The 12,440-nt window shown below is 71.3% G+C and carries 14 protein-coding genes; 3 read left to right on the plus strand and 11 right to left on the minus strand.

Features of this window, described 5'->3' with window-relative positions; translation table 11 throughout:
* Positions 1-12 precede the first annotated feature (12 nt).
* From Q0M60_RS03065 to Q0M60_RS03095, 7 genes are all read right to left on the minus strand, one after another.
* Positions 13-432, minus strand: a complete 420-nt coding sequence (locus tag Q0M60_RS03065) for a MucR family transcriptional regulator (RefSeq protein ID WP_296815774.1) — start codon at positions 430-432, stop codon at positions 13-15.
* Between the two features lie 124 nt (positions 433-556).
* Positions 557-1,789, minus strand: coding sequence for a DUF2336 domain-containing protein (locus Q0M60_RS03070; protein WP_296815777.1), 1,233 nt, complete (start codon positions 1,787-1,789; stop codon positions 557-559).
* Between the two features lie 46 nt (positions 1,790-1,835).
* Positions 1,836-2,402, minus strand: coding sequence for a hypothetical protein (locus Q0M60_RS03075; RefSeq protein WP_296815780.1), 567 nt, complete (start codon positions 2,400-2,402; stop codon positions 1,836-1,838).
* The gene (locus Q0M60_RS03080; protein ID WP_296815782.1) at positions 2,399-3,025 is read right to left on the minus strand and encodes a TetR/AcrR family transcriptional regulator; all 627 of its coding nucleotides are present in this window, start codon (positions 3,023-3,025) and stop codon (positions 2,399-2,401) included. Before Q0M60_RS03080 ends, Q0M60_RS03075 begins: the two co-directional genes overlap by 4 nt.
* On the minus strand, positions 3,022-3,579 hold the full coding sequence (locus tag Q0M60_RS03085) for a DUF5655 domain-containing protein (RefSeq protein WP_296815785.1): 558 nt from the start codon (positions 3,577-3,579) through the stop codon (positions 3,022-3,024). The genes Q0M60_RS03080 and Q0M60_RS03085 overlap by 4 nt, the downstream gene beginning before the upstream one ends.
* Before the next feature lie 75 nt (positions 3,580-3,654).
* Positions 3,655-4,632 (minus strand): cysteine synthase A, encoded by a 978-nt coding sequence (gene cysK / locus Q0M60_RS03090; RefSeq protein ID WP_296815788.1) that lies wholly within the window; start codon positions 4,630-4,632, stop codon positions 3,655-3,657.
* A gap of 60 nt (positions 4,633-4,692) precedes the next feature.
* Positions 4,693-5,460 carry a HAMP domain-containing sensor histidine kinase gene (locus Q0M60_RS03095; RefSeq protein WP_296815790.1) on the minus strand — a complete coding sequence of 256 codons (768 nt, stop codon included), beginning with the start codon at positions 5,458-5,460 and terminating at the stop codon, positions 4,693-4,695.
* Between the two features lie 198 nt (positions 5,461-5,658).
* Between Q0M60_RS03095 and Q0M60_RS03100 the strand changes: the two genes are divergently transcribed.
* Positions 5,659-7,323 carry a HAMP domain-containing sensor histidine kinase gene (locus tag Q0M60_RS03100; RefSeq protein ID WP_296815793.1) on the plus strand — a complete coding sequence of 555 codons (1,665 nt, stop codon included), beginning with the start codon at positions 5,659-5,661 and terminating at the stop codon, positions 7,321-7,323.
* Here the strand turns inward: Q0M60_RS03100 and Q0M60_RS03105 are convergent.
* A complete protein-coding gene (locus Q0M60_RS03105) occupies positions 7,320-8,615 on the minus strand; it encodes a hypothetical protein (RefSeq protein WP_296815796.1) in 1,296 nt (431 codons plus the stop codon). The genes Q0M60_RS03100 and Q0M60_RS03105 overlap by 4 nt on opposite strands.
* 152 nt (positions 8,616-8,767) lie before the next feature.
* On the opposite strand from Q0M60_RS03105, the gene Q0M60_RS03110 reads away from it, so the two are divergent.
* On the plus strand, positions 8,768-9,619 hold the full coding sequence (locus Q0M60_RS03110) for a 3-hydroxybutyrate dehydrogenase (RefSeq protein ID WP_296815798.1): 852 nt from the start codon (positions 8,768-8,770) through the stop codon (positions 9,617-9,619).
* Positions 9,620-9,656: 37 nt separating this feature from the next.
* Here the strand turns inward: Q0M60_RS03110 and Q0M60_RS03115 are convergent, their stop codons facing one another.
* Positions 9,657-10,460 carry a transglycosylase SLT domain-containing protein gene (locus tag Q0M60_RS03115; RefSeq protein WP_296815801.1) on the minus strand — a complete coding sequence of 268 codons (804 nt, stop codon included), beginning with the start codon at positions 10,458-10,460 and terminating at the stop codon, positions 9,657-9,659.
* Between the two features lie 126 nt (positions 10,461-10,586).
* Here Q0M60_RS03115 and Q0M60_RS03120 point away from each other — a divergent pair, with 126 nt between their 5' ends.
* Complete coding sequence (locus Q0M60_RS03120; protein WP_296815804.1) at positions 10,587-11,318, plus strand: energy transducer TonB; 732 nt, start codon at positions 10,587-10,589, stop codon at positions 11,316-11,318.
* Here the strand turns inward: Q0M60_RS03120 and Q0M60_RS03125 are convergent.
* Complete coding sequence (locus tag Q0M60_RS03125; RefSeq protein ID WP_366855483.1) at positions 11,302-12,294, minus strand: FAD-dependent oxidoreductase; 993 nt, start codon at positions 12,292-12,294, stop codon at positions 11,302-11,304. The genes Q0M60_RS03120 and Q0M60_RS03125 overlap by 17 nt on opposite strands.
* On the minus strand, positions 12,239-12,440 hold a 202-nt coding region (locus tag Q0M60_RS03130), incomplete at its 5' end, for a hypothetical protein (RefSeq protein WP_296815807.1). The genes Q0M60_RS03130 and Q0M60_RS03125, both read right to left, overlap by 56 nt.

The raw sequence follows: 12,440 nt of genomic DNA on the forward strand, positions 1-12,440 counted from the left end.
GAACCCTGCGGCCTAGCGGCCGCGGCGGGCCGGCTTCCGGCCGCCCTGGCCCAGGCCCATCTGCTTGGCCAGATCCGAGCGCGCCTTGGCGTAGTTCGGCGCGACCATCGGATAGTCCTTCGGTAGGCCCCACTTGGCCCGGTACTCTTCCGGGCTCATGTCGTACTTGGTGCGCAGGTGGCGCTTCAGCGACTTGAATTTGCGCCCGTCCTCCAGGCAGATCAGGAAGTCCGGCGTGATCGACTTGCGGACCGAGACGGCCGGCTCCTGCGGGGCCTGGGGCGTGGTGTCCTCGCCCGTGGCGACCGACGCCCGGGCCCGGTGCACGATCTGGATCAGCGACGGCACCTCGGCCGCATGGATGCGGTTGTTGCCGAGATAGGCCGACACGATGTGGGTCGTCATCTCGATGATTTCGGACTTGTCGTCCATCTGTTCCCGATCCCTTGGCTTGTTATCCCGCGCGGACAGTGAGTCTTGTCCTTGGCGTCTGCATAGAGACTTTCAACCGGACCGACAATACAGCCCGGTGAAGGTAACCAGAGGGAAAGCTCAGCTAGCGGCCGAAATCCTGCGCCAGGGCCAGCATCGCGGCTCTTTGCGGAACCGAGTATTCGTCCAGTGCCTCATCATCGCCGTCGCGGATGGCGCGCATCAGGTTCGGCGTCAGGGCCGAGGACAGCGACCAGTTCCAGTAACGGGTGACCGTCTGGGCCCGGTCGACCGCGATCATGTCATAGGTGATCAGCACCCGCTCCAGGTCCGGATGGGTCTCGCCCGTCTCGGTCGTCTCGGGCCGGCGCACCGCGCGCCACAGCTGGCGCACGCAATCGCGCGGCAGGCCCGTCGCCTTGCACAGCACCGCCACCGGCTCCCCGCCCGGGTCGGACAGGATCTTGGCGCCCGTGGTCGGCTTCAGCCCGGCCAGATAGGCGATCTCCGAGACGATCTCGCGCGTCAGGCCCGTCTCGGCCGCGGCCACCGCGTCGTCCAGGCTGTCGTAGGGGCTCTTTTCGACGGCGGCGCGGTTCCGCTGGCGGCGCTCGATGAATTGGAGCGCCTTGCGCGCCAGCGGGTCCTGCCAGCCCTCCTCGGCGGCCATGGCGAAGACGTCGTCGACGATCTCCTGCATCACCTCGCGCGACACGGCGAAGCGCGACAGGATGGTGCGCCGGTCCTCGGGCCCGCACCACCAGAACATCACATACGCGCTCGACGGCCGCAGCTCCGGCCGCTTGAGCAGGTGCTCGATGAAGCGCGGCGTCTCGCGGCTGGCGGCGACCATCTCCTCGATGGCGATCTGCGAGAGGTGCGCGGCCGGATTCCGCAGCAGGCGTTCGACCACCGCCGGCTCCATCGGCGCCACGAGCGCGTCGCACACCGCCGGCGACAGGCCGCGGCGCCCGGCCATGACGAAGCGCTGCTCCGGCCCCGCCTCATGCGCGCAGGCGATCAGGTCGGAATCGGTCAGGGAGGCGCATTCCTCCAGCAACACCTGCGCCGCCCCGGAATCGTCGCGCAGCAACAGGCGCACCAGGCTGTCGGGAATCTCGGCCAGGGGCGCCAGCCGGTGCGCCACCCTCAGCCGCTCGGCCGGATCGGCCAGCCGCAGCATCTCCACCAGCAGATCGCCGGTCACGGCCCGCTCGAAAGCGTTCACCCGGCTGGCCGGCAGGCTGACGACGTCCGCCAGCCGTTTGAGCAGCGTGCGGCGCGCGCGCGAGCCCGCTTCCGGCGCGTCGGCCGGATCGGTGTCGGTCACAGCCTGGGCTTGCACCGGCAGGGTCATGGCCCGCCAGCGTGCGCTGGCGACGGTTAACCGCGGGTGTGCGGCTCTAGGGTTCGGGCGCGTGGGGCTGCGTGAGGACGGCGTCCGGGTCCTCGCGATAGTCGAAGCCGCCCATTTCCACCCAGGCGCCGTCCCGCTCCTGGAAGGTGCGCGAGCGATGCACCCCGTCCTCGCCCAGCGTCAGGGTCGAGCGCAGCCGCCCGAAGCCCTCGATGCCGTGGACCTCCTCCTCGACCTCGAAGGCGCCCGGCCCCGTCGGCCGCATCACACCCGTGGTGTGGAAGCCGCCGCTGGTGAAGTAGTGGAAGACATAGGCCCCGCTGTCGCGGTCCCGGAAGATCAGGGTCTCGCCGCCATAGACGCCGCCGTTGACCGAGTGGGTGACCCGCACCGCGTGGCCGCCGACGGCCCAGTCCCAGCGCTGGATGTCCTCGACCGCCTGTTCGCCCGTGCCGACGCCGCGCCAGGTGCGGCCGATCAGGTGCTCGAACGGCGCATAGGCCGCCCGGCCCGCGCCCGGCGGCGGCAGCTCTGCCGGCTGGGCCGCGGCCATCGGCCCGAAGGCCAGCACGAAGGCGCCCAGCACGGCGCCAATCACAGCCCTGAACGTCATCTGGCGAACTCCCCCTGCGGCCGCGCCGCCCGGGCCAGCAGCATGTCGAAGTGATCCCGCAGGATCGCGACGTTGCGGTCGAAATAGGCCACGTCGCGATAGGTCCGCGCCTGCATGACCCCGCCCTCCATGGTCGTGAGCACGAACTCCGCCAGCGCCCGCCGGTCCAGGCCCGCCGGCAGGCGGTCCGCCGCCTCGTCCAGGCACCGCTCGATCGCCCGCGACCAGTTGGTGAAGTTGACGGCCAGCAGCTCCCGCACCACCGGATCGGCCTCGTGCAGCTCCAGCGCCAGCGACCCGATCGGGCAGCCGAAGGTGTTGTCCGTCTCGACGATCATCCAGTGATAGCGGTCGAGCAGGGCGAAGATCCTCTCGATCGGATCCTCCACCCCCTCCCAGGCGGGTCTCAGCAGGTTCTCCTCGATGCCGTCGCGGTACCATTCCAGCACCGCGATCAGCACATCCTGCTTGCCCGGAAACACATGGTACAGGCTGCCGGCGTTCAGCTGGGTCCGGCTCAGGATGTCGGCGATTGAGGTCGAGTTGTAGCCCTTGGCGAAGAACAGCTCCATCGCGGCCAGAACCACGCGCGTGCGGACGTCCTGCTTTTCCTTGGGGCTCATGCCCGCTCCCAGGCCTGGCGGATCCAGCCCTCGACCTCGGCGTCGACCTCCTCGGTCGAGCCGATGCGGACCCGGTGGGTGACCATGGCGTTCCACGAACCCGCCGCCTCCAGCCGCCCGGTCGGCTCGACACCCTTCAGGTTCAGCCCCAGATCCAGCCGATCCTTGGTCGACGGCTGGGCCAGGCCGAACTGCTTGGAGCGGCGAAAGCTGACATAGCCCTTCTTGGGCGCGAACTCGACGCCGTCCAGGCCCCCGACGACGCCCGCGACCCGGTCATAGGCCGGCTTCATCGCCGCCTTGGGCCCCTCGAACATGGAGGCCATCAGGTCGTCGCCCGCCATGGAGCCGGCGTCAGACGCCAGCGCCTTGTGCGCCACCAGATTGGCGTAGCCGTGCGTCAGCCCCTGCTCGCTTTTCAACCAGGCCACGAGTTGCCCATGCTTGGCCTGGCCCGATCCCCGCGCCAGCGTCAGCCAGTCCGCAAATGACCGGCCCGTGTTGCTCTCGAGATTGGCGACCATCTTGGCCGTCGCCGCATCCATGTCCGCCATGGCGTTCCCTCCGCTCGCGCGGATTGAACGCTCATTCAACGAACAGCGTCAAGCAAAACTTGAGCGCTCGTTCAACTACAGGCCCTCGAACAGCGCCGTCGACAGATACCGCTCGGCGAAGCTCGGGATGACCACCACGATCGTCTTGCCCGCATTCTCGTCCAGCGCGGCCTGGCGGAAGGCGGCGACCAGCGCGGCGCCCGAACTGATGCCGACGGGCAGGCCCTCGGTGCGCGCCGCGCGGCGGGCCATGTCGAAGGCGTCCTCGTTGGAGACCCGCTCCACCCCGTCCATGACGGCGCGATCGAGGTTGCTCGGCACGAAGCCCGCGCCGATGCCCTGGATCTTGTGCGGCCCCGGCTCGCCGCCGGACAGGATCGGCGAGGCCTCGGGCTCCACCGCGATCATCCGCACCGAGGGCTTGCGCTCTTTCAGCACCTGCCCGACGCCCGTCATTGTCCCGCCCGTGCCGACGCCGGCGATGACGACATCCACCTTGCCGTCCGTGTCCGCCCAGATCTCCTCGGCGGTCGAGACGCGGTGGATCTGCGGATTGGCGTCGTTGTCGAACTGGCTCGGCATCACCGCGCCGGGCGTGGAGTCCATCAGCTCCATCGACCGGGCGATGGCGCCCTTCATGCCCTTCTCGGCCGGCGTCAGCTCCAGCTCGGCGCCCAGCAGCTGCAGCATCTTGCGCCGCTCCATCGACATGCTCTCAGGCATGACGAGGATCAGCCGATAGCCCTTGGCCGCCGCCACGAAGGCCAGGGCGATGCCGGTGTTGCCGCTGGTCGGCTCGATCAGAACCCCGCCGGGCTTCAGCTCGCCCGACGCCTCCAAGGCCTCGATCATGGCCACCCCGATGCGGTCCTTCACCGAGGCCATCGGGTTGAAGAACTCCAGCTTGGCCAGCACCTCGGCCTTGGGCTTCAGCTCCGCCGACAGGCGCGGCAGGCGCACCAGCGGCGTATCGCCGATGGTGTCGAGGATGCTGTCATAGATGCGTCCTCGCCCGGACTTCCTGTGTCGGGCGGCGTCATAGGCCTGGGTCATGGCGGGGTTCCTGCGACTGGAGCCCGGAACATAGGCCCGCGCGGCCCCGGCGCAACGAGATTAGCCGGCGCGACGCAGCGTGATCCTGGCGGTCAGGCCCTCGCCCGACGCCGCCTCCACACGGAAATCGCCGCCCATGGCCTTGATTAGCAGCCGCACCAGGGGCCAGCCCAGGCCCGCCCCCTCCTTGCGCCGCACCAAAGCGTTCTCGCCCTGCTCGAAGGCGCGCATCAGGCGGGGGATGTCCGCCGGATCCAGTCCGTCTCCCTCGTCCGCTATGGTGACGACCACCAGTGGCCCCTCAGTCGTCAGAGAGACGTGGATCACGCCGCCGTCGGGCGAGTGGGTCAAGGCGTTCTGCAGCAGGTTTCCGATCGCCGTTCGCAGGCCCCGCGCGTCAGCGAGCGCCAGCGGCGCGGGAACTGGCGGATCGAAGGCGATGGAGACGCCACGCGCCTCCGCCTCCTCGGCCAGCAGCTGGGCCGCGTCGTCGACCGCGGCGTCGACCGGCACGGCATGGATGTCCAGATCGGCTGCGCCCGCCTCCAGCCGAATGATCTCCAGCGCCTGGTTGACCAGTCTCAGCAGCCTCTGGCCGCTCAGGTGGATGATGTCCGCATAGTCCTTGTACTGCGGCGCCCCCAGCGGCCCGTACAGCTCGCTGCTCAGTATGTCTGAAAAGCCGATGATCGAGTTAAGCGGCGTACGCAGCTCGTGGCTCATCATCCGCAGGAAGGATCGCCGCGCCGCCTCGTCCGCAACCTCCAGCGACGCCGGGGCCAGCTCGGCGGCGGGGAACGCGGAACTCGGTTTCGGGCGCGGACTCATCGCGGCTCCTGGGACGATCGTCCACAGTGAGGGCGCGCGCTTACCATTTGCTTTAGGGCCAAGGTGACCAACCGGGCGGCACTCGCCTCCTGCGCGCCCCGGCTTGACCGGTCTCGCTATCGCCCCGACTCAACCCCTTCGTTAACCTGTGGACGTTCGCCCCGGCCGCGCCCCGAGACCTGACAGACGACGCCCGCTTTGATCCCTTCGTCACCTGCCGCCGAAGCGCCTTCCGGATCCGGATCAGACCGGCCGGCCGCGCTGTGGCATCTGGGCTGGAGCCTGGCCTGCGCCCTGCTCCTCGCCGGGGTCCTGGGCGGCGGGCTGGCGGGCGGGGCGTCCGTGGCCTTCGCCCTCGGCGCGGCCGGCCTGCCCGGTCTGGTCGGCCAGGGGCTGTGGTTTGCCCAGGGGCCACGCACGCGCCTGGCGCTCGGCGCCGCCTGGGCCGCAGGCGTGCTCGTCTGTCTGATGCTGTCCGGCGGTCTCACCGGCCCCTTCGGAATCTGGGTGCTGGCGCCCCTGGTCGCGGGCCTGACCTTCGGTCGGGACCGCGAGCGCGCCCTGGGCGCCACCGGCAGCCTGGCGGCCGCCGCCGTGGGTCTGGCCGCCGCCGTCAGTTGGCCGATTCCGCCGCTGCCCTATCTGGCCTTCCTGTCGGCGGTGATCCTGACCGGGCTTGCGGCCGTGGCCCTGCTGCGCAGCCGGGGCGCCGCGGAGCGCCACGGCGCCGAGGAGGCCGAGGCCCGTCACCGCCTGGAGCGCATCCTGGCGGCCCAGCCTTTCCTCAGCCTCGTGCTCGACGCCGAGGGCCGCGTCCTGGCCGCCTTCGGGCGGCCGCCTCAGGGACTCGAGGTCGCCGACCTCACCGAAGAGGGCCTGGTCGGCTCCGCTCACGCCCCGGACCGCCCGCTGCTCATGCAAGCGCTCAAGCTCGGGCAGGAGGGCGCCGAGGCCGAAGCTCGCTTCGCACCACGACGCGCCATCGACCGTCAGGTGCGGGCAACGGTCCGCCCGACGCCCGACGGCCGCCTGCTCGCCGTGCTCGCCGACGTCACCGCCCAGCAGGCGCGCGAGGCCGCGCTGGAGGCCGCCCGCGCCGAGGCCGAGGCCCTGCACCAGGGCAAGTCGCGCTTCCTGGCGAACATGAGCCACGAGCTGCGCACGCCGCTCAACGCGGTCCTCGGCTTCTCGGACATCATGCGCCAGCGCATGTTCGGTCCCCTACCCGAGCGCTACCTCGAATACGCCACGCTGATCCACGAGGCCGGCGGCCACCTGCTCGACCTGATCAACGACGTGCTCGACATGTCCAAGATCGAGGCCGAGCGCTTCGAGCTGTCGCGCGAGCGTTTCGACGCCCGCGAGCCGGCGTCGGCCGCCCTGCGCCTGATGCGGCTCCAGGCCTACGACAAGGACATCGACCTGCGCGCGGCCCTGCCTGCCGATCCGGTCATGGTCGAGGCCGACAAGCGCGCCCTCAAGCAGATGATCCTCAACCTGCTCTCCAACGCGGTGAAGTTCACGCCGCGCAAGGGCTCGGTCACCCTCACCCTCGAAGCCCGCGGCGGTGTCCTGGAGTTCAGCGTCGCGGACACAGGCGTGGGCGTATCGCCGGCGGACCTGGAGCGCCTCGGCCGCCCCTACGAGCAGGTCGGCGACAATGAGAAGCGCGCCATGGGCACCGGTCTCGGACTGTCCCTCGTCCGGGCCATGGCCGAGCTCCACGGCGGCCGCATGGGGGTCGAAAGCACGCTTGGCGAAGGCTCGGTCTTCACCGTCCGGCTGCCGGTCGTCGAGGCCGCCCCGCGGCCTTCCGGCGAGGTCGTCCCCTTCCCCGGCCCCGCGGCGGCGAATTCGGACTAGGCGCGGGCCAGGCCCGCCATCCCCTCTTCCTCGAACACCTCGGCAGCGCCGGCGCGCGCGGTCGCCGCGTGGAAGGCCCGCGAGGGCGAGGCCCCCAGCCGCTCCAGCGCCTCATAGACCTCGGCCAGGGCCAGTTGATCCACCGCCCAACCCAGGGGGTCATGCTCCGCCCCGCCTTCGGCCAGCCGGGCACGGGCCCGCGCCTCCAGCGTCGAAAGCGCGATCAGGTCGCCCTCATGCTCGGCGCGGTCGATCCGCGCACGGGTGTTCAGGGCGGCGATTTCGGCGCCAAGCTTCAGCCGCCGGCCCGTGGTGAGACGCCAGGCCTGGTCGATGGCTTCGGCCGCAGCCTCGGCGACGGCTTCGTCCTCGCTCATCCTCGACAGCCGAAGCTGGGCCGAGCCTCGAGCCGCCAGGATCGCAGCGTGATCCAGGGGACTGTGGTCAGCGGGGAAAAGGTCGGCCGCCGCGTCCAGCAGTTCGACCGCCTGACGGACCGCGTCGGCGCGCTCGGCCATCTCGCCCAGGACCGCCAGGCCCGCCCCACAGGCCGCCAGCGCCCTCGCCCGGGTGAGCGGAGCGAAATCCCCGTCGGTGCGCTCGGCCAGCAGCCTCAGGTCCCGCCCCGCCTGGTCCAGCAGGCGCGGATCGCGATGGCGCACGCCCGCCAGCGCGCCCAGGGCCGCCCTTTCTAGCCGCGTCTCGGTCAGGTCGACGGTGATCCAGGGGTCGCGCGGGCGGCGCTGGCCCGCTTGGACCTCCAGATCGTGCAGGGCCGAATCGAGCAGGGCGGCGGCCGAGCGGATCGCCTCGCCCGTCCCCGACGCCTGGGCGCGTCGCGCCGCCAACCGAGCATGGATTCCCGCGATTTGCGCCAGCATCTCGGGAGCGCTCCGCTCGGCGCCCGCTCCGTCGACCGCCAGTTCGGCGCAGACCAGGGTGTCGGGACCGGCGAACAGCTCATGCCGGGTCATGGCGACCCGCGCCCGGGCTAGGAGGCCCGTCGCCCGTCCCGAGCCGTCCTCGGCCAGGGCGAGGCAGCGCTCCGAGGCCCGCTCCGCCGCGTCCAAGCTCGCCGCCGAGCCGGTGCGCCGCGCATGCTCCAGCCACAGCCGGCACACATCCCGCCACCCCTCGACCGGCCGGTTCGACCGTTCCGCTCCGCCCGTTTCCGCATGCGCCTGCTGGGCGAGTAGATCGGGGCCCAGCAGCTCGAGCAATCGCGCGTCGCGCACGCCCGCCCGGCCGCCACTGGCGACCCATCGCTGGAGATCCTTGCCGAAGTCGAACATCTCGCCGCCCTTCTGCGCCAAATCGGGACCGTTTCCGGGGTCCGGTCCCCGACACAGCAAGGCTGAAGCCGAACGTGACGCTGGGGGTGGTGAAGGCCGCCACGAAGGGCTAGGGTCCGCCAAAGGTCATTATTCACCGATTGTGGAATTCCATGCTGCAGTGGCTGCGCAAGTCGCCCGACGATCAGGCCGGCTCATCGCCCTCGCCAAAGGATCCCTATGACCTGACCGGCCAGGCGGCGATCGTCACCGGCTCCACCTCCGGCATCGGTCAGGCCCTGGCCCGGGCGCTGGCGGCGCGCGGCTGCAGCGTGGTCCTGAACGGGCTGGGCGACCCCGCCGAGATCGAACGCGAGCGCTCCGGGCTCGAGGCCTCCTGCGGGGTCAAGGTCCTCTACCACGGCGCCGACATGAGCCGCGGCGACGAGATCGCCGACCTCGTCGCCTTCGCCCGTCACGAGCTCGGCCGCGTCGACATCCTGGTCAACAACGCCGGCGTCCAGCACGTCGAGGCGATCGAGAAATTCCCCACCGACAAGTGGGACCAGATCATCGCCATCAACCTGTCCTCGGCCTTCTACGCCACCCGCGCCGTCGTGCCGGTGATGAAGGCGCAAGGGCGCGGCCGCATCGTCAACGTCGCCTCCGCCCACGGCCTGGTCGCCAGCCCCTTCAAGTCAGCCTATGTCGCCGCCAAGCACGGGGTCATCGGCCTGACCAAGACCGTAGCCTTGGAGCTGGCCGAGCACGGGATCACCTGCAACGCTATCTGCCCCGGCTACGTCATGACACCGATCGTCAAGAACCAGATCGCCGACCAGGCCCGCACCCGCGGCATCAGCCCCGAGCGCGTGGTCAAGGAAGTCATGCTCTCGGCCCAGCCCACCAAGCGCTTCGTCACCGTCGACGAACTGGCGGGCCTGTTCCTCTACCTGGTCTCCGACCTCGGCGCCTCGGCCAACGGCACGGCCTTCTCCATCGACGGCGGCTGGACGGCGCAGTAGCTCAACACCTCCCTTCTCCCCTCGGGGGAGAAGGAGTCTAGGTCCGCTCTTCCCTGTCCGGCCCGAACGCCGCCAGCAGCTGCGTCTCGAATGCCGAGCCGCCGCTCGCCGGATCGCCCAGCAGCATGTTGAGCAGGCCGCGATCCTGCCTGAGGCGGTCCATGCCCTCGGCGATCATCAGCTGGCGCGCGTCCAGCATCGGGCGGTCCGGCTCGGCGGGCGCCGTCAGGGCGGAGGCGCCGCCGCCCGTCCGGGTCAGGTTGGCGTAGACCTCCGCCACCGTCGCCGAGCGCCCGTCGCGGTAGAAGATCGACCGGTTGGCCGCCGCCGGCTGCGGGAAGATCGCCGCCGCCGAGGCGCCTGGATTGGCCTCATAGGCCTGGATCAGGCGCGCCGCGCCGGCCGGCCCCAGGAAGTGCGCGGCGTACAGCTCGCCGCCCGTCGGCTCGCGCCCGATCCGTCCCCGCAGATAGTTCGCTGAATCGCTGGCCAGCTCCGCCGCCATCAACGACGCCGCCTCCGGGTCGAACCTGAGGTCCAGCACCTGCTGGCGCGCCCCGTCCCTGACCCGATAGCCCCCGTCGGACGTCCGCTCGATCAGGGCCGCATAGCGGCCGTACCCATGCTCCGCCCCGTGCCGGTGCAGGGTCGCCAGCCAGGTCGACTCGATGAACTGGAACAGGCCCGAGGCCGAGGACGTGCGCGCCCGAGCGGCCGGGTTGAAGGCGCTCTCGCGCTGCGCGGTGCGCATGAGGAAGTCGAAGTCCACCCCGACGCGCTCGGACGCCTGACGGATGGCCCCTTCGATCAGGCCCGCGCCGCTGACGGTGTTCGTCCGCATGGGGCGGAGGCTCGGCGAACATGGTTAACGCGCCGCTAAGAAACGACGCCCCAATCCTGCCGCAAGGGAAGCGCCACCATGGGCGTCGTTAGGACCGGGCTCCGGGGGCGAAACGGAGGAACGGCCATGATGATGGCGGTCGCGAACGCGGGCGGGGTGGTGAACCCCCTGCCCATTCACCGCAACAAGCCCCTGCCCGCCTGGGCCTATGGGGCGATCGGGATTTCGGTCCTGCTCCACGCCGCCGGCGCGGTGTGGCTCTACAACCAGAACTTCGCGATGCCAGAGGCGCCCCCGATCCCGGAACGTCCGCCGAGCACCGTCACGCTCTGGAACCCGCCGGAGCCGGATCCCGAGCCTGTGCCCGAGACCGCGCCCCAACGCCCGACCATCGCGACCCACGTCACCCCGACGCCGGCCGATCCTGTGGTCGATGTCTCGCCTTTCCCGGCGCCGGACACCGTCATCACCGAGACCGCGCCTATCGGCGGAGCCATCTCGCTGGAGCCGCTTCCCGAGCCGACTGCGGGGGGGACCGCGACCGAACCGACCCCGCCCTCGGTGATCCGAAATCCCGAGTGGGTCCGCCAGCCGACGGCGCGCCAGCTCGAAAGGGCCTTCCCCCAGCGCGCCGCCAATGACGGCGTCAGCGGCCGGGTGACGCTCAGCTGCTCCGTCACGGCCTCGGGCGCGGTCAGCGGCTGCTCGGTCGCGTCTGAGAGCCCGCAGGGCTACGGCTTCGGTCGTGCGGGCCTGTCGCTGACCCAGTACTTCGTCATGCGGCCCCGCACCGTCGACGGCGCGCCGGTCGAAGGCGCGCGCGTGTCCATCCCCCTGGTCTTCAGCCTCGGGGATTGAGGGCGGCGCGGCCCGGGTCCATCGCCGCCGAGATCGGATCCGGGCTGCGACCCTCCACGGCGTCGGCCACCACCCGCGCGACCATCGGCGCCAGCAGCCAGCCGTTACGCCGCGGCGCCAGCGCGCAGAACAGCCCGTCCCTCACCCGGCCCGCATAGGGCAGCCCGTCCGGGCTCGCACCGCGCACGCCCGCATAGGCCTCCGCCTCGCGCGCCGAGGCCAGCTCCGGCCAGATCGCCTGGGCCCGCGCCATCAGGGTCGCCGTCACGTCCGGATCGACCTCTAGGTCGTCGGCGCCCTCCTGCATGGTCGCCCCGACCACCGCGCCCTTCTTCGTCGGCGCGACATAGATGCCCGCGCCCCGCAGCACCCGTTTCGGGGAAGGCCCCTTGATCCGCACCGCCTGCCCCTTGATCGGCCGGATCGGCGGCAGCGGTCCCGCGCCTTCCGGCGCGCTCAGCCAGCCCCCGGCCAGCACCACCGCGCCCGCATTCATCGCGCCGCCCGACGCTAGGGTGATCCGGTCGCCCTCGATCCGCTCCGCATGGTCCTCGACCAGGGCCACGCCCCGCGTCTTGCGCAGCGCCTTCAGCGCCGCCTTCGGCTCCAGCCGCCAGTCCTCCGGCGTGAACAGCCCGGCCTCGGTCCGCCCCGCCGCGAACCCTGCCGCCAGCAGCCGCTCCAGCACGCCCTCGGCGTCCGGCCCGCGCCACTCGGCCCCTTCGCGATGGACTGAAATGCCGCTGCGCGCCGCGAACTCCGGCCACAGGTCCCGCGCCCGCCTCAGCAGCAAGCCATGACCCGCCGAAGCCGGATCGAGCACCGTCTCGAACGCCGGCGCCAGCATGCCCGCCGCTCCGGCCGAGGCCGACGGCCCGCCCGCGTCGACCACCGTGACCGCCGCTCCACGCGCGACGAGTTCAGCCGCGGGGGCGAGCCCCCGGGCCCCGCCGCCTATGACGACGTTGTGGGTCAGGACGCCCTGCCGGGCGTCTGGCGTTGACCGCGACCTTTGCCGGCGCGGGCGCCGAGGCCGCTTCCAGCCGCGCGTTCAGCGCCGCCAGCTGGTTCCACAGGTCCTGGGGCAGACGCTCGCCGAAGCGCTCGTAGTGACCCGGCACC

The organism is Brevundimonas sp. (genome assembly GCF_024711105.1).
In the GTDB taxonomy this organism is placed as follows: domain Bacteria; phylum Pseudomonadota; class Alphaproteobacteria; order Caulobacterales; family Caulobacteraceae; genus Brevundimonas.